General features: G+C 55.4%; 17 protein-coding genes. 4 read left to right on the top strand and 13 right to left on the bottom strand.

Annotation, left to right across the window (positions count from 1 at the left end; translation table 11 throughout):
- Positions 1-150: 150 nt before the first annotated feature.
- From IF205_RS10180 to flgB, 7 genes are all read right to left on the bottom strand, one after another.
- On the bottom strand, positions 151-2295 hold the full coding sequence (locus IF205_RS10180) for a hybrid sensor histidine kinase/response regulator (protein ID WP_259783177.1): 2145 nt from the start codon (positions 2293-2295) through the stop codon (positions 151-153).
- A gap of 20 nt (positions 2296-2315) precedes the next feature.
- Positions 2316-3389, bottom strand: coding sequence for a flagellar biosynthesis protein FlhB (gene flhB, locus IF205_RS10175; protein WP_259783176.1), 1074 nt, complete (start codon positions 3387-3389; stop codon positions 2316-2318).
- A gap of 3 nt (positions 3390-3392) precedes the next feature.
- Complete coding sequence (fliR, locus tag IF205_RS10170) at positions 3393-4163, bottom strand: flagellar biosynthetic protein FliR (protein ID WP_259783175.1); 771 nt, start codon at positions 4161-4163, stop codon at positions 3393-3395.
- Between the two features lie 63 nt (positions 4164-4226).
- The gene (gene fliQ, locus IF205_RS10165) at positions 4227-4493 is read right to left on the bottom strand and encodes a flagellar biosynthesis protein FliQ (RefSeq protein WP_259783174.1); all 267 of its coding nucleotides are present in this window, start codon (positions 4491-4493) and stop codon (positions 4227-4229) included.
- Positions 4494-4557: 64 nt separating this feature from the next.
- Positions 4558-4875 carry a flagellar hook-basal body complex protein FliE gene (fliE, locus tag IF205_RS10160; protein WP_259783173.1) on the bottom strand — a complete coding sequence of 106 codons (318 nt, stop codon included), beginning with the start codon at positions 4873-4875 and terminating at the stop codon, positions 4558-4560.
- A gap of 88 nt (positions 4876-4963) precedes the next feature.
- The gene (gene flgC, locus IF205_RS10155; protein WP_259783172.1) at positions 4964-5374 is read right to left on the bottom strand and encodes a flagellar basal body rod protein FlgC; all 411 of its coding nucleotides are present in this window, start codon (positions 5372-5374) and stop codon (positions 4964-4966) included.
- Between the two features lie 14 nt (positions 5375-5388).
- Positions 5389-5793, bottom strand: a complete 405-nt coding sequence (flgB, locus tag IF205_RS10150; RefSeq protein ID WP_259783171.1) for a flagellar basal body rod protein FlgB — start codon at positions 5791-5793, stop codon at positions 5389-5391.
- Between the two features lie 150 nt (positions 5794-5943).
- Here flgB and IF205_RS10145 point away from each other — a divergent pair, with 150 nt between their 5' ends.
- The 4 genes from IF205_RS10145 to fliP are packed head-to-tail and all read left to right on the top strand — an operon-like array spanning position 5944 to position 7904.
- Entirely contained in the window at positions 5944-6312 is a 369-nt protein-coding gene (locus IF205_RS10145; protein WP_259783170.1) for an EscU/YscU/HrcU family type III secretion system export apparatus switch protein, read from the top strand.
- Positions 6313-6369: 57 nt separating this feature from the next.
- Complete coding sequence (locus IF205_RS10140; RefSeq protein ID WP_259783169.1) at positions 6370-6645, top strand: hypothetical protein; 276 nt, start codon at positions 6370-6372, stop codon at positions 6643-6645.
- A gap of 39 nt (positions 6646-6684) precedes the next feature.
- Positions 6685-7104 carry a FliO/MopB family protein gene (locus IF205_RS10135; protein ID WP_259783168.1) on the top strand — a complete coding sequence of 140 codons (420 nt, stop codon included), beginning with the start codon at positions 6685-6687 and terminating at the stop codon, positions 7102-7104.
- 2 nt (positions 7105-7106) lie between these two features.
- A complete protein-coding gene (gene fliP, locus IF205_RS10130) occupies positions 7107-7904 on the top strand; it encodes a flagellar type III secretion system pore protein FliP (protein WP_259783167.1) in 798 nt (265 codons plus the stop codon).
- A 62-nt stretch (positions 7905-7966) separates the two neighbouring features.
- On the opposite strand, the gene IF205_RS10125 is transcribed toward fliP, so the two are convergent.
- From IF205_RS10125 to IF205_RS10100, 6 genes are all read right to left on the bottom strand, one after another.
- On the bottom strand, positions 7967-11395 hold the full coding sequence (locus tag IF205_RS10125) for a tetratricopeptide repeat protein (RefSeq protein WP_259783166.1): 3429 nt from the start codon (positions 11393-11395) through the stop codon (positions 7967-7969).
- The gene (locus IF205_RS10120; protein ID WP_259783165.1) at positions 11395-12105 is read right to left on the bottom strand and encodes an OmpA/MotB family protein; all 711 of its coding nucleotides are present in this window, start codon (positions 12103-12105) and stop codon (positions 11395-11397) included. Before IF205_RS10120 ends, IF205_RS10125 begins: the two co-directional genes overlap by 1 nt.
- 8 nt (positions 12106-12113) lie before the next feature.
- Positions 12114-12836 carry a hypothetical protein gene (locus tag IF205_RS10115; protein WP_259783164.1) on the bottom strand — a complete coding sequence of 241 codons (723 nt, stop codon included), beginning with the start codon at positions 12834-12836 and terminating at the stop codon, positions 12114-12116.
- A gap of 196 nt (positions 12837-13032) precedes the next feature.
- Complete coding sequence (locus IF205_RS10110) at positions 13033-13419, bottom strand: response regulator (RefSeq protein WP_259783163.1); 387 nt, start codon at positions 13417-13419, stop codon at positions 13033-13035.
- Between the two features lie 157 nt (positions 13420-13576).
- A complete protein-coding gene (locus tag IF205_RS10105; protein ID WP_259783162.1) occupies positions 13577-14290 on the bottom strand; it encodes a magnesium transporter MgtE N-terminal domain-containing protein in 714 nt (237 codons plus the stop codon).
- Positions 14291-14295: 5 nt separating this feature from the next.
- Positions 14296-14787 (bottom strand): DUF6468 domain-containing protein, encoded by a 492-nt coding sequence (locus IF205_RS10100; RefSeq protein ID WP_259783161.1) that lies wholly within the window; start codon positions 14785-14787, stop codon positions 14296-14298.

Genomic DNA, 14787 nt, shown 5'->3' with positions numbered 1-14787 from the left:
GTTAGTGTACAAGTTTTGTTCTCATTAACAAGTTCTTTTTTTGTTCTCACCAGAGAACATCCAAAACGGCTTGAATTCAAGCACTTGCCACGACATGTCCGGTCAACAGACCGTTTATCCTTCACAAAAATATGTTTCGAAACCGATTCTTCAAACGCGCCCGGTTGGCGAATCGCCTCCGCTTTCCATTGCCCCCTTAACCTTGCCAGCCAGTTGTTTCAGGCTGAACGGCTTGGGGAGGAAATGAAGGCGCGGCAAATCCGCAACCTCCTTGGCCAGGGCATCCTGCGTATAGCCGGAGATACAGATAACGGGCAAAGAGGGCGTTTTCTTCCGAGCATGCTTGATAACCGTCACCCCGTCGACGCGGGGCATCATCATATCCGTCACCAGCAGATCGAAATCCCCTTCCTCACCGTCCAATATCTCCAGGGCGGATTCGCCCGTTCGCGCCTCAACGACCTTATACCCCTTGGACCGCAGAGCACGGGCTGCAAAGAGCCGGACCGCATCCTCATCTTCCACCAGAAGAATCCGGCCGCCCCCGGTCACATCAGCAACGCCCGGATCCGTATCGGCTTCCACATCCGCGGCCTGCACCTCTTCGTCGGCCACCCGCTTGAGATAAAGGATAAAGCTCGCGCCTTTGCCCTTACCCGCGCTATGGGCAACCACAAAACCACCTGCCTGGCGAATGCTCCCGAAGACCATCGACAGCCCCAGACCGGTTCCCTGCCCGACATCCTTGGTCGTGAAGAAAGGTTCAAAAATATGATCCATATCTTCTTTTTCGATACCGATTCCGGTATCGGTCACGCTGATCATCACATAGTCGCCGGGTGGCATCGTCTCCCCGCGCAGCTGATAGGGTTTGCCCGCGGCGAAGTTATCGGTCTGGATAATCAGCTTGCCGCCATGCGGCATGGCATCCCTTGCGTTCACCGCAAGGTTGATGATCACCTGTTCCAACTGAACCTGGTCCATCTTGACCCGGCCCAGTTCGCGCCCGTGAATCATCTCTAGGTCAATCGTTTCACCAAGCAAACGGCGCAGCAACATCGACAATTCCGCCAGAACATCGGTTACGCTCAGGATGCGCGGCTGCACCCGCTGCTGCCGCGAAAAGGCGAGGAGCTGACGCACCAGACCGGCGGCCCGGTTCGCATTCTGTTTGATCTGCATCGTATCGGCGAAAGAGGGATCACCCGGCTGGTGGCGTTGCAGCAGCAGATCGCAGAACCCGATCATGGCGGTCAGCATGTTGTTGAAGTCATGTGCGACCCCGCCTGCCAGCTGGCCGACGGCCTGCATCTTCTGGGACTGCGCGAATTGTGTTTCCAACTGTTTGCGTTCAGTTACGTCCAGCACATGAACAAGGAAGCCCGGTTCCGGATCCCGTGTGGTGACGGCCCTCACCGCGTTGATGGTAATGGTACAGTCCGCAATATTGGCCACCCGCGCATCAACCCCATTGGCCGGTCCATGTCCGTCTTCCGAACGGCAAAGGTCGAAATAGGCGGTCACGGTGGCGTGGTCGTCCGGGTCGATCAGGTCCATAAAAGACTTTCCGGCCACCGGTTGCCCGTTAACAATCGACCGGAATGCCTTATTGACCTCAACCACCTTCATGGCATCGTCCAGCATCACAATGCCAAACGGCGCCCCTTCAAGCGCACGGGACAATAAATCAAGCCGGCTGCCTGCGCGTTCGATCTGGCGACGCCTTTCCGTTGCCTCACGGAATTGCCAGGACAGCATTCCGTTATCCATCGGCACGACGGAAACTTCGTACCAGAGGTCGTTACCGCGCTGCCCGTTGGATATTTCCTCCCGTCCCTTCCGTCCTTTCAACGCCCGCATACGCATCTTTATCAGCACATCCGGCGTAACGGAGGCATTGCCGGACAAGCCTTCCGCGACGGCACCAATCAATCCGTTCTCACAGGCGGGGAACCATTCCCGAAAGCGGGCATTCGCGTAGACGACATTGCCTTCCTCATCTTCGACGGCGGCCCCGATGTTCCGGTTGTCCTCCATCTCCGCCAACAGGTTCAGCCGATCGCGCGCGCGTCCAATGCCTTCCTGGAGACGGTTCAGGCAAAACAGGCAATAGCCGCCAAATACGCCAACCAGCCCCAGGCTCACAACGGTCAGTTGCAGCGGCACACGACTGGCGAACATAAAGGCAGACAGGGCAACCAAAGTCAGGACCAGCGCCACCGCCAACAGCCTGCCCCGTGTAAAGAAACCTGGCCCCGGCAATGGCTTGGTCACCCGCACGGTTTCATCTTCCATTGAATGCGGCTCTTCAGTGATCACCTGACACCTTTTCGGTTCTTGAGCGAGAAAACGTAGGATATCACTTCCGCGACAGCCTTGTAGTGTTCCTCCGGGATGACTTCATCAATCTCAACGCTTGCATAAAGCGCACGGGCCAGTGGCGGGTTTTCCACGATTGCCACGTCATGCTCTTCGGCAATCTCTCGAATCTTGAAGGCAAGGACGTCCTGCCCCTTTGCCACAACTTTCGGTGCGTCCATTTCATTCTGCTTGTAGGCCAAAGCAACCGCAAAGTGGGTCGGGTTTGTTACCACGACATCCGCCTCAGGCACGGCCTGCATCATGCGCTGACGCGCGCGCTCGGCACGGATTTGACGCAAACGCCCTTTCACATGGGGGTCACCTTCTGCATTCTTGAATTCCTCCTTTACCTCCTGCTTGGTCATTCGCAGTTGTTTGGTGTGATTGAACCGCTGGAAGAAAATATCCGCAATGGTAATGATGAACAGGATCGCCAAGGCACCGACCAGCAATCGCAAGATCAGGTCATGAACGTCGGTCAGGAGATGACTGAAAGGCACACCGGGCATCGTGTCCACACGGTTGGCCTCAGGGGCCAGCATAATCACCCCCATGATGCCGACGATGGTGATTTTCAAAATCCCCTTTAAGAACTCCACATAGTTCTTGACCGAGAACCATTTCTTGGCGCCGGCAATCGGTGAAATCTTGTTGAGCTTGGGTTTCAGTTGTTCCGTTGCAAACAAAATCCCGTTCTGGCTCATGCCTGAGAACAGGGCGAATATGACCAGAAGAAGGAAGGGTCCGGCCAGTATCTTCAACAAGGCCACCAGCATACCGACCAGATAGGAGCCGATCTCCGATGGCCCCAAAGAAAGTTGATAGGACATTTCGATATGATTTCGCAGCAGAACCTTCAGGTCATTCATCACCCCGGGCGCCATCATCGCCAGAATGATGGCGACGCCAAACAGCATCATCCAGGTATTCAACTCGCGGCTCATGGGGACCTGCCCCTTTTTTCGCGCGTCCGACAACCTTTTGGATGTTGGTTCTTCTGTCTTATCTGAACTATCCGAATCCGACATCGCTTACCCTATCGACAGGAAGGGCGAAATGCCCTCTGCAAAGTAACGCAGGAACCAGATCATCAGCCCTGAAATACCAATGGCGAGGGCTGTAACCCCCATCATAATCTGCAAAGGCAGACCAATAAAGAAGACCTGAAGCTGTGGCATCAACCGCGCCAGCAATCCCAGAAGCACGTTATACATAATAGACAGCAACAGAAAGGGAGAAGCCAGTTGCATGCCCATCAGGAAGCTTTTCGCCACAGTCTTGGCAATCGTGTCTGCCATATCGCCGACAACCGGCATCACGCCCGGAGCAAAAAGCTGATAGCTGTCGATTATCGCCCGCAGCATCAGGTGATGCATATCGGTTGCCAGAATTAGAACCGACCCCAGCATCGACAACAGCACCGAATGCAGAGACCCCTGGCTGCTGATCAGCGGGTTGAACAGCATCGCATTGGAAAACCCCGTGACAAAGGCGATCACCGTCCCCGCCGTCGACAATGCCGTCGTCAGAATGCGCATGATCTGGGCCAGGAACAGACCGATCAGAATTTCAATTCCAACCAGAACCGCCAGCCCGGCAATCGTAACCGGCATTTCCGGCAGGTTTTTCGCCAGAACCGGCGTCACCACAAGCGTCATCATCAGCGAAAAAAGCAACCGTACGCGTGGGCTGATGTAGCTTTCGCCAATCGTAGGCATAATCATCAGGAAGGCCCCGATGCGGCAGAACACAAGGGCGAATTTAAAGAATTCGAGAGGGACCAGTTCCGAATAAAAATGCATGCCTTAGACTTTGCCCCGATTCAGCCCTGTTGTCAGCGTCCAAAACAGGTCAGGACATGGCGGTTACTGGATGTTGACAATCTTGTCGACGATCAGCGCCATGAAATCGCTCATCGTTCCCAGCATCCAGGGCATCAACACAAGCAGGGAGAGGAAAACCACAATGATTTTCGGGACAAAGGTGAGCGTCATTTCCTGAATTTGGGTAAGAGCCTGAAATACAGCCACAACGAGGCCCACCGCCAGACCGGTCAGCATGACCGGCACCCCGAGCTTCAACAATGTGAAGATCGCTTCCCTTGCGAAATCGAGGATTTCCTGTTCGTTCATGTCCGGCTATTGCATGCGTGATTGGCTGAGAGGATCGTTTGCGATGCCTGCTGCATCATTGCGATTAAATCGGCATACGCAGGATTTCCTGATAGGCGGAAATGATCCTGTCCCTGACGGTCACAACCGTGCGCAGGGTATTTTCTGCATGGGCAACAGCCGTGACAACATCGGTCATGTCGGCGCGTCCGGCGACGGCATCCATGCTCACTTTCTCGGCTTCCCGGTTCGCATCAATCGTCTCGTGAAGCGCCCCTTTGACCATATCCATGAAGGCGCTTGAGGGCTGGGTCTTGGCATCGTCGCCGCCATCCATGCCTTTGACAGCCTTCAGGGCATTGGCGCGATAGGCCGCTGCTGCATCTGCCGGATTAACTGCCATTATTCGTCCCTCCGCGCGACCGGACCGGCAATTGTTGCCTGCGGTCCGATCCGTTCGTTACCTGGGCGTCAGTATAGCCTCCCTCGCCCTATTTCAGCAAATCTATCGTGTTCGTAACCATCGTTTTCGTGGCTTCGATCACGCTCAGGTTCGCTTCATAGGAACGCTGGGCCTCACGCATATCGGTCATTTCCAGCATGCTGTTAACATTCGGGCGCTTTACATAACCATTTGCATCGGCAGCCGGGTGGGACGGATCATATTGCAGTTGGAAGGGGGAAAGGTCCTCTCCGATTCGCCGGACATGCACGGTATTGGCGTCGATCTCACGGTCCAGAATGTTCTGGAAAGTCACAACCTTGCGACGATACGGGTCCCCGCCCGGTTCGTTCGCTGTGGAATCCTTGTTGGCGACGTTTTCAGAGATGACACGCAGACGGGTACCCTGTGCCCGCATTCCGGAACCTGCGACGAAGAAAGCTGTTTTCAAATCATCCATAATCTTCTCTCCTCTTAACGGCCGCTGCCCAGGGCGATCTGGTAAAGACCCTGATATTTTTTGAACAAGGACGTTGCGAGATTATAATCCGCCGTCGTTTCGTTCATTTTCATCATCTGCTCTTCCAGGATCACCGCGTTGCCGGACGGTGAAACCTCATAAGGGCGGCCCTGCCGGGACACCCGGAAGTCTTCACGTTCTTTCGGTGAAGGAATGTGGCCGCCATCAGTCCGCTCAAGAGCCAGGGAATGATTTGCAGCCCGCAGAGACTTGGAAAAGTCCAGGTCGGCAATTTCTTTAGCCCGGTAACCGGGCGTGTCCGAATTGGCGATGTTCTGGGAGATAACCCGTTGACGCTCCGTCAACCAGTTCATCTTGTCTCCAAGCATACTGTAGAGCGGGCTGGACTGTAGCGACATATTCCTCTCTCCTTCACTCGATCCGGGCTCTCACCCCCGGAAACTTCTCTCCGCCAATTCAGGCAAGCAAGAAGCGGGCCAATCTATATCTTTCTGAAATGACTCATTTGCTGTTATGCTTTGACAGAGACAAGGAGAAGACCAACCATCATGCCAGCCTCCCCCCCATCCAAGAACGGCGATAACCTTGAATCCTTTTTGGGTTCGGAAAAGCCTTCCGAGGTTGCGCCGCCCTCCGAATCGGAAAAGGATGATTCCGTTGCAGTCGCGCTTTCGTATGATCCGTCAGACAAGGAGCGGGCGCCTTCCATTCTCGCCTCTGGCAAGGGTGCGTTGGCGGAACGGATTTTGGCAGAAGCCGAAGCGCATGGCATTCCCGTTCACAAGGATGCTGATCTGGTCCAGATATTGGCCGCAACGGAGATCGGAGATGAAATCCCTGTAGAAGCCTTTATCGCCGTCGCGGAAATCCTTCGATACGTCTATGCGGCAAACGGTAAAAAGCTTGGCGGAGACTAGATATCTCCCAAAACAGGCCGCTAGGCGACAACTGCATTTGATGCACATTAGGAGTAAATGATGACCCGTGAAGAAGTCGAACAAGGCCTCCGTGACATGATCCAGGAAATTGAAAATACGCGCATAGATCTGAGCCAGGGCAAAACGGGTCAACTGGACAATATCGGTGAGCGCATTACGGAAATTTGCGCCCAGGCAACAGCACTGGATGAAGAGGATGCCGTCGCTGTTCGCCCGCTCATGGAAGAACTCCGGGAAGACCTGCAACGCTTCTCCGCCGAGTTGCAGGAGATCGAGCGACGTTTGAAAGAAGAAGAAAACCCACAGGACTAAACGCTTTGCATGGTTCATCAGGCTTGAGGACGCCCGGTCATGACTGACGTAATCGGTGTCGGCGATTTACTTCGCTTTGTCCTGGCTCTCGTTTTTGTTGTCGGATTGATCGGCCTGCTGGCGCTTTTGTTCAAGCGCTACGGCGGCGGCCTGGCTTTTGGTGGCGGCCCCGGCGGCATAAGACGCCTGTCCATCCGGGAAGCCCTTGCCATAGACGCCAGACACCGCCTGGTGCTGGTCCGGCGCGACGGAAAAGAACATCTCCTCCTGTTAGGACCGCAGGGAGCAGTCGTCGTCGAAAGCGGTATTGACGCTCGTGACGCCATAGAGAAAATTACCCAGGACAATCAGGGACCACAGACCGACAGGCCGACGCCGGCATCCCGGTTTCAACATCTGCTTGGCGGCATAACCGCGAAGCGGGATGGCAAAGGCGGTCAGGGGCCTGACAAGGGGTGAACATGAAGGCGTCAAATACGCGGCAGGCAAAAAGCCGCATCCTTTTACAGGAACTGAAGCGCTTTGCGCTGGCGGCTGTTGCCCTGGCGTTTCCCCTCGCCCTGCTGTTCTGGGGGCTGCCAGCAGAGGCGCAGTCAATCAACATTGATATCGGCGAAGGCGGCACAGTCACCGGCCGTCTGGTTCAGCTTGTCGCCCTGCTGACGGTCCTGTCCCTGGCCCCGTCGGCGATGGTTATGGTCACATCCTTCACGCGGATCGTCATCGTACTGTCGCTGCTGCGGACGGCGCTGGGGGCCCAGCAGTCGCCTCCAAATGCCGTCCTCATCAGCCTTGCGCTGTTCATGACCTTCTTCATCATGCAGCCCACGTTGCAACAGTCCTACAACGACGGGATTGCACCGCTCATAGAAGAACAGATCACCGAGGAAGAGGCCTTCGACCGGACGATGGCGCCGCTGCATGCATTCATGATGCGCCATGTACGCCCGCATGACCTGCAGCTTTTCATGGATGTAGGTCAGATTGATGCGGTCGAAGACCCCAGCCAGACGCCCCTGCGCGCGCTTATTCCGGCATTCATGATCTCCGAACTCAAGCGCGCTTTTGAAATCGGCTTCCTGCTATTCATTCCATTCCTGATCATCGACATGGTGATCGCATCCGTTCTGATGTCCATGGGGATGATGATGTTGCCACCCGTCATGATTTCCCTACCGTTCAAGCTCATCTTCTTTGTGCTCGTGGACGGATGGTATCTGGTCGTGGGCAGCCTCGTGAAAAGCTTTAATCCAGTATAGAAAAAGGGCCGACAATCATTGTCGACCCTGTCATTTAGCTTCTCTTTTGACGCGGTTTCTGCCTAACTCTGCCCTGCGGCCTTGCCGGGTTCTTTAAGCAGCTTGTCCCGATAGTTATTCATGAAGGCGTTGAACAGATCACTGTCGGCGAGTTGCTGGATCGTATCCTGCAGCTTGGCGCTTGATCCGTTGTCTATGGGCTTCGCCACAAATTGATAGGTACTGGCAAGCGAGCTGTATTGCATGGCCTTGCCAAAGAGCTCATCCAACAGCTTCAGACCGTCTTCATCGTTATTCAGACGCAATGCAACCGCCCAGTTCAGGACATAGCGCGCCTTGTCGTCGGGAACGCCAACCACCGGATCATCGGGAGGGTCACCGGCCAGACGTTGCAGGACCTTTGCCACTTCCGCCCAGTTTTCATCCGACCAATAGATGTCCCGGCGCAGCATATCAGCCTCCTGGCTTATATCCCCTGCCAGCAGCTTGATCGCCTCGTCCTTATTGCCCGTCTCGAAATAGGCCTTTGCCAACAGGCGGCGACGGTCATCCTGCAGGTCACGCGGCAATTGCGGGAAGTTGGTCTGGCGAAGCGTTGTGATCGCGTCCTCCGACTTACCGTCCAGCAATTGGATCAGCGCGAGTTTTGCGCCAACACGGGCTTTTTCCTCGCCGGTCAGGCGGAACTTCACCTGATGATCCAGCAACGTGGTGGCCCGGTCGAGCAGGTCGACGGCAATCAGGCGGTCCGCAAGAAGTTCCACCATCCGGTCACCATCGGCACCCGACGGCGTCAACTCACGGAATTCGTCATAAATAGCCAAGGCGCGCAAAGGCGGTAACTTGTCGGCCTTGCCGTCCAGATAGAGACTGCGGAAGATATCCACCATCCGCTCTGCCAGTTTCTGCGCTTCCGGCTTGTTGGGGAAATAGGTAACGGCCATGCGCATAATTTCCAGGCCGCTCATATAATCATTGTTGGCAATATGAAGCTCACCCAACCGACGCAGGACACCCAGTTCAAAGTCATCCCCACGCCATTTGAAGCGAAGTTTCTCCAACCGCTTCACCGCCTCATCGACTGTAAGGTCGCCCTGCTTCAAGCCCAGATTGATCAACGCATATTCCGCCCGCACCGCAGTGCGCCGGTCGTCCCCATGCGCCAGTTCATTCCAGATGTCGCGCGCCCCCTCTACATCCTTATTGGTAAGGTCAACCCGCGCCTGATCATAACGCAATGTCGCCAACTCTCCGCGGCGCAAGTCCTCCGGCTTCTTGTCCAGATAGGCCATCCAGTTTTCCGCAGTTTGCAGATCGCGGGTCGCAAGGGCCGCCTCTACCCGCTCAAGGCCGAGACGGCCCAACAACGGATAGGGGTACTCACGCAACAATGAATCACCGGCACGGAACTGTCGTGCAGATTCGTTCCATTCGTCCAGTTTCGCCAAGGTTGCGCCACGCCATATGGCGATCTCCGAAAATCCGTCCAGCCGGGGATCATCGAAATCACGCCGCGCCTTTTCATATTCCCGGTTCAGGAAATGAGACACGCCTCTCAGCGCCCGAAAATCGGGACGCGCCGCCACATCGGGATCATTCATCTCAACCGTACGGATAACCCCGACAGCCTCTGCCCCGCGCCCACGGGCCGCATAGAAGCGGGCCAGGTCCAGCCGGGCATCGGTTTTCTTTTCCGCCGGAACCTCTGTGACCGCCCTGAAAAGCCGCTGTTCCGCATCGTAATAGTCGCCCAAGCCGCCCTGGGCCCAATTCTTGAAGTCGAACAGCCGTTTGGAGGAAAGCTTCGCCCCTGTTGAAACCGGCATTTCCGGCGATACAGCCGAAATATGCAGGCCTTCGGGGCTGGACAGCTCAAAGCCGTTCAGATCACGGTCAAAAAGAACTTTATCGGACAGGGTCTGGATGACGAGCCCCTGCGCTGACGGCAAAATGGCAAATTCCGGATAGGTCCTCTCGCCCGTAACACCGTATCCCGGGTCCTTGTATGTCGCGATACGCAGTGTATCTCCAACATCCGGATCGTAGAGATTGATAATCGACCCCGGTTCTGCCACGGGGAACAGAAGCTGCGGGCCGACCGTTGCATCTGCCTGGGCCTGGATCAGGATTTGATGATGCGGCGCGATGGGGGCCTTCCGGAAATCGAATACCCAGTCATACCCATCGCGTTTGGCGAAAGGATTGACGCCCGGTCTGGTCCGTAACCGCAAGACGGTAGAGCCCGCGACCTCCAATTGGTCGATACGCTCGATCAGCGGCTCCCCCTGTTGGCGCAGCGGAACCAGATTGATCGGGGCACGCCGGTCGAAGACGATCCAGACATTGTTCCCGCGCCGGAAAGCCGCTGCCCCGACCTCTTCCGGCCATTGGAAGACCAGGCTGACAGGTGCAGGCCCCTGCAGATCGACCTCGGCTTTCTTATCCGGCTCCACCATGACAGCCGCTGCTTTGCTTGCTGTCCCTGTTTCGTCGCTCTTCTCTTGCATCGCCGCGGGCATGGCGGCCTCATCCGTCACGTCCTGCGATGGCGAAGGCATCACCTGCGCCTCTTCCTTCATCGGGGCAGGTTCCTGCCCCGCCGTCGCTTTTCCTTCGTCAGGTGGGGTCAGGCTGGTTGGCGCAGAAGCATCTTTCGGCGGTTTGTCGCCTGAACCGGCCATCTCTGGCTTTTCCTGCGCATTCGGAAGTAGACCGGACTTCGGCGCAACCACGGTCTGCTCCGGCTTCGCAGATGCCGCCTTGGCCTCGTCTTTGGCAGCCTCATCCGCCAGAACGTCCAGAACGACTTTCATGCCGTTCTTGAAATGCCTGACCTGGCTGTTTTCCGGCAACCGCAGCATCAGTTCAGAACGCCCTTTGTCGGTCTTGAAGCGCGGACTGCCATAACCAGAGGGCAGATCACGCGCCAGCCCGGCCGTATCCAGCGTTGCATTTTTGTTGAAGCCGATCGTCAGATCCCGGCCATTTTCCGCTACGTCGTAATCAACCGGCACGGGCCAATCGAAAACAAAACGCGTGTATTTGTCATGAACGCCAACCCGAACAGACAGTGGACTTGGGGCAGTCTCCGCTTTTTTCGTCGCGTCTGCTTTTGAGGGTTTAAGATCGATGACGACGGAATTGCCATTTTTGAAACTCTTCAATGTCACCGGCTGCTTCAGGCGGAAGCGGACACTTCGCCCATCCTTCGACAGGTCCGCCGACGCAAGATACCCGTTCAACCGTTGCAGAGCCTTGGAAAAATCAGATGCAATCGCGGCGTCAAACCGGACAACCAGCGCCCCATTTTTCAATTCAGCCTGATAGCCAACCGGCTGCGTCCAGTCGAAAACCAACCGCCCAAAGTCTTCATGAGACCAGCCACGGGTGCGAATTGCCTCCTGGGCCCAGGAAACACCACCGAGAAGAACCGCGCCGCCAACGAATGACAAGATGGCAAGGCGCTTTGCAATGACCCGACTTAAACTCACTACTGCCCCCCGGCATCAGCGTAAATGACAATATCCACACGCCGAGCCAACTCATAACGACGCTCTTCCGACAAGGCAGAATTCAGAAAGCGATACTTGCCGCTCCCCTCGCCCATGGCCGTCAGATCATAAGGATAACCAGCCTGTTTTAGATACTGTGATACAGCTAAAGCGCGCGCCAAGGAAAGCTCCCAATTCGAAGAGAAAGCACCAGTCTTGACCGGTGACGGGTCCGTATGACCTTCTATTACAATCTGATTCCCGAATTTATTCAAAACCCCCGCCAAACGGAATAACGAACGTTCAGCCGACTGGGTCATCAGGGAACTTTCCGGCAGGAAGAGCGTTCTGGACGGCAGGGAGATGATCACCCTTTCATCCATCAGCGAAACCTTGGCTTTCGACAGAACCGGATCGTCCGCCAGTTTCTCCTTGAGAATACCACTTAGATATTCGGGAGGCAGGGCAGGAAGCATCTCCACCGAGGAGATATTCTTTTCCGCGTTTGGATTTGGCTTGAGATTCGTATCAATCTTGGTCCGCGTCGAGATGACCGATATAACCGCATCCCATTTTTCAGAATTAACCTGCGACATCGCAAACAACATCACGAAGAACGTGAGCATCAAGGCCGTTACGTCGCCAAAGCTGATCAGCCAGGGCGGTGCCTTTTCTACGTCGTCTTCTTCATGTTCATCGTCCTCATACATGAGACACGTCATTCCTTGATGTCGAGGAAACGATTGAAGGCGCGAGCCTGCGGTCGGATATAAAACCGCATACGAATGCGATTCGCATCCCCCCGCAACAGACCAACACTGATCCCGGAAGGCGGCGCCCCAAGGTCCTGCAGACTGGCCGCAAATGTTGTGGCGCGCAAGAATGCCAGGTTCCGCCTGTCCCCGAAGGGGTCCTCCGCGATGGTCGCCAGAGGATCGGACAAATCCAGCAGACTGGGACGGGTCGTATCTTCAGTAATCGTGGCACCGGGTGACAACGTCGACTTAACCCGCGTCAAGTCATCCACGCCGACCAGGAACTGCAATTCCGTCACAAAGCCGTCAATTCGCGCCGACAAGGCGGCAACCGTACTTTTCAAAAGCGGCTTCCGGTCCGCCCGGACGGTCTGCGAGCCGCCAACGAAGATATCGCCAGCCTCGAACTCCATTTCCAGAACCCCTTCGTCCGTCATGACGTCAACCTTGGCAAGCGGAATGGCGGCCATCCAGAGGCGTTCAACCTCGTCCAGGACTTCCGTCGGTTCGGGAATAGGCCCCAATGATGAAATAAATACCTGGGGATCTTTCTGAAAATCGACCTTGGTGCGGAAGGTTGAGGAAACCGAATTAATCACCTTGCGGGCTTTTGTTTCTTCACGAGTAGACAGGGTGTTCAGCAAAATGAAAAAAGCCAACAGCAGAAGAAACAGGCTCAAAAACATTATTGGCCCGTTCTCTTTCCGCTTTGATTTAAGTGGCCTGTTACCCTCGTCCATTTCGGCAGGTCTAGTCCATCAAAATAAAACCTGCCAATTTTATAGCAAACGGCATGGATTACGGAAAGAAAAAGCCGGGCAAGTATTTACCTGCCCGGCTTTTCGAAAAGGGTAACAGAAACCAAACGGTCGAAACAGCGAATCAGAAATTGCCGATAACGCTGGTCAACTTCGCCTTCAATGTCGCTGCGTTGAAGGGCTTCACGATGTAGTTGCTGACACCGGCTTCCTTCGCTGCGATCACGTTTTCCGTCTTGCTTTCCGCGGTGATCATGATGAAGGGCATGTCACGCATATGTTCGTCGGCGCGCACCTCGCGAAGGAGCTGAATACCGGTCATAGGCTCCATATTCCAATCGGAAATAACAAGCCCGTAGTCCTTGGCGCGCAGTTTCGACAAAGCATCGCTGCCGTCTGTCGCCTCGTCGACATTGTTAAACCCGAGCTGCTTCAGCAGGTTCCTGATGATACGCAGCATCGTTTTGTAATCGTCAACGATTAGGATCGGCATGTTCTTGTCGACAGCCATGTTTTCCTCCGATCAATCTCCCAAATGACTCTCAGGCAGCGCGGCGTCACATTTGACCTAATCCAACAATCCGCTTTTGCCTACTCTATTTTCTGGCGCGAACCGGCGCGTAATGCAAGTGTCCTTTTCAATATATCGAAAGATTATACCCTTGGAATCACTGGGGCAACTCCGGCAGATTTTTGATATCGGCCAACTCCCGGGTAACCAGACGGGCCTTTTCCGGATTCATCTGAGCCATGATCGGCGCGATCTTCCGCTCCTTCATCCCCCGCAACACAGCCAGCAGCGTATCCATATCCATATCGTTGAAAATTGCAGCGGCAGCCTTGGGTTTCATGTTGGAATAAATATTGACCAGCTTGCGCGCTTCGCCTTCCTGCTCGCCCTGATAGACCTTCAACATGTCGTCGATCTCGGCTTTGATCTTGTTGAGCTCTTTCTGCCGGCCGATAAGCTGCTGTTCAACACTGCGCAACAGCGCTTCCCTCTCCTGCAGGCGGCGCTCCCGCTTGTCCAGTTCTTCCCGCCGACCGGCGAGATCATGCAAAAGCCGAATCTCCCCGGAGCTCATATCAGAGAAATCCCCACCTGCGAGAGGGTCGTCGGTTTCCACAGTCGGTGCAGGCGTCATGTTTTCCGGCACCGCGCCCGCCTCCGGCAATGCGGACGGCGCATCCATCGCCGGTGCATCCGACGGTGCTGGTGGCGTTTTTTCCTGTGCCTTTGCGGTATTCGCAACAATCAGCGCCTGGTCGGGCTGCGCCTTACCGGCAACTTCCGACACATCCCGCCAGATCACCCCGACCTTGATTGATAGCATCAGGGCCGTTGCAAAAATGAGGATGGAGAAAATACGAAAACGGAACATTTCTATTACCGCATCCCCTGCAAAGCCTTAAGCAAATCAGACTTTGACTTTTCCTTGATCTGCCGACTTTTCTCCGGTTTTTCATCGGGAGATGCACGCAACTCCGGCCAGTCCGACGGACCGCTGTCACCGGATGACACCGTGGAGGCGGCGGGCGATCCACCGCTGCGGCCACTGCGAATGCCATTTTCCAGCCGGTTAGCAATCTCATCGCCCCGATCCAGCATATAGGCCAGATCCGCCCTCAGCGTTTCCGCCTTGCCAACAAGGCTGTCCAATTCGGCACTTTTTTCCTGGGAGCCGGACTTCAAACGATCGAGCGCCTGTTCTGCCCGTTCTGTAGAGGACACGAAACCGGCCAACAGCTTTTCCAGGTCCGCCTTATTCTTCTGCAGGGCACCAATATGCCTGTTGAGACGAATGGCGTAGACCAGAACGGCGACCAGCAGGACCGCGAATCCGATTTCCACAAAGATCTCTATATCGAGCCACGCCAT

Origin of the sequence: Aestuariispira ectoiniformans, from assembly GCF_025136295.1 — a bacterium.
Taxonomy (GTDB): Bacteria; Pseudomonadota; Alphaproteobacteria; order UBA8366; family Aestuariispiraceae; genus Aestuariispira_A; species Aestuariispira_A ectoiniformans.
The sequence above is the reverse complement of the archived record's forward strand: the minus strand, read 5'-3'. Positions and strand labels throughout refer to the sequence as shown.

Coding starts and splice junctions, on each gene's coding strand:
- fliP (WP_259783167.1), top strand. CDS start 7,107: ATGAAGGCGTCAAATACGCGGCAGGCAAAAAGCCGCATCCTTTTACAG.
- flhB (WP_259783176.1), bottom strand. CDS start 3,389: ATGTCGGATTCGGATAGTTCAGATAAGACAGAAGAACCAACATCCAAA.
- IF205_RS10115 (WP_259783164.1), bottom strand. CDS start 12,836: ATGTTTTTGAGCCTGTTTCTTCTGCTGTTGGCTTTTTTCATTTTGCTG.
- IF205_RS10180 (WP_259783177.1), bottom strand. CDS start 2,295: ATGGAAGATGAAACCGTGCGGGTGACCAAGCCATTGCCGGGGCCAGGT.
- fliQ (WP_259783174.1), bottom strand. CDS start 4,493: ATGAACGAACAGGAAATCCTCGATTTCGCAAGGGAAGCGATCTTCACA.
- IF205_RS10110 (WP_259783163.1), bottom strand. CDS start 13,419: ATGGCTGTCGACAAGAACATGCCGATCCTAATCGTTGACGATTACAAA.
- IF205_RS10120 (WP_259783165.1), bottom strand. CDS start 12,105: ATGTATGAGGACGATGAACATGAAGAAGACGACGTAGAAAAGGCACCG.
- flgB (WP_259783171.1), bottom strand. CDS start 5,793: ATGTCGCTACAGTCCAGCCCGCTCTACAGTATGCTTGGAGACAAGATG.
- IF205_RS10140 (WP_259783169.1), top strand. CDS start 6,370: ATGATGACCCGTGAAGAAGTCGAACAAGGCCTCCGTGACATGATCCAG.
- fliR (WP_259783175.1), bottom strand. CDS start 4,163: ATGCATTTTTATTCGGAACTGGTCCCTCTCGAATTCTTTAAATTCGCC.
- fliE (WP_259783173.1), bottom strand. CDS start 4,875: ATGGCAGTTAATCCGGCAGATGCAGCAGCGGCCTATCGCGCCAATGCC.
- flgC (WP_259783172.1), bottom strand. CDS start 5,374: ATGGATGATTTGAAAACAGCTTTCTTCGTCGCAGGTTCCGGAATGCGG.
- IF205_RS10145 (WP_259783170.1), top strand. CDS start 5,944: ATGCCAGCCTCCCCCCCATCCAAGAACGGCGATAACCTTGAATCCTTT.
- IF205_RS10100 (WP_259783161.1), bottom strand. CDS start 14,787: ATGGCGTGGCTCGATATAGAGATCTTTGTGGAAATCGGATTCGCGGTC.
- IF205_RS10105 (WP_259783162.1), bottom strand. CDS start 14,290: ATGTTCCGTTTTCGTATTTTCTCCATCCTCATTTTTGCAACGGCCCTG.
- IF205_RS10135 (WP_259783168.1), top strand. CDS start 6,685: ATGACTGACGTAATCGGTGTCGGCGATTTACTTCGCTTTGTCCTGGCT.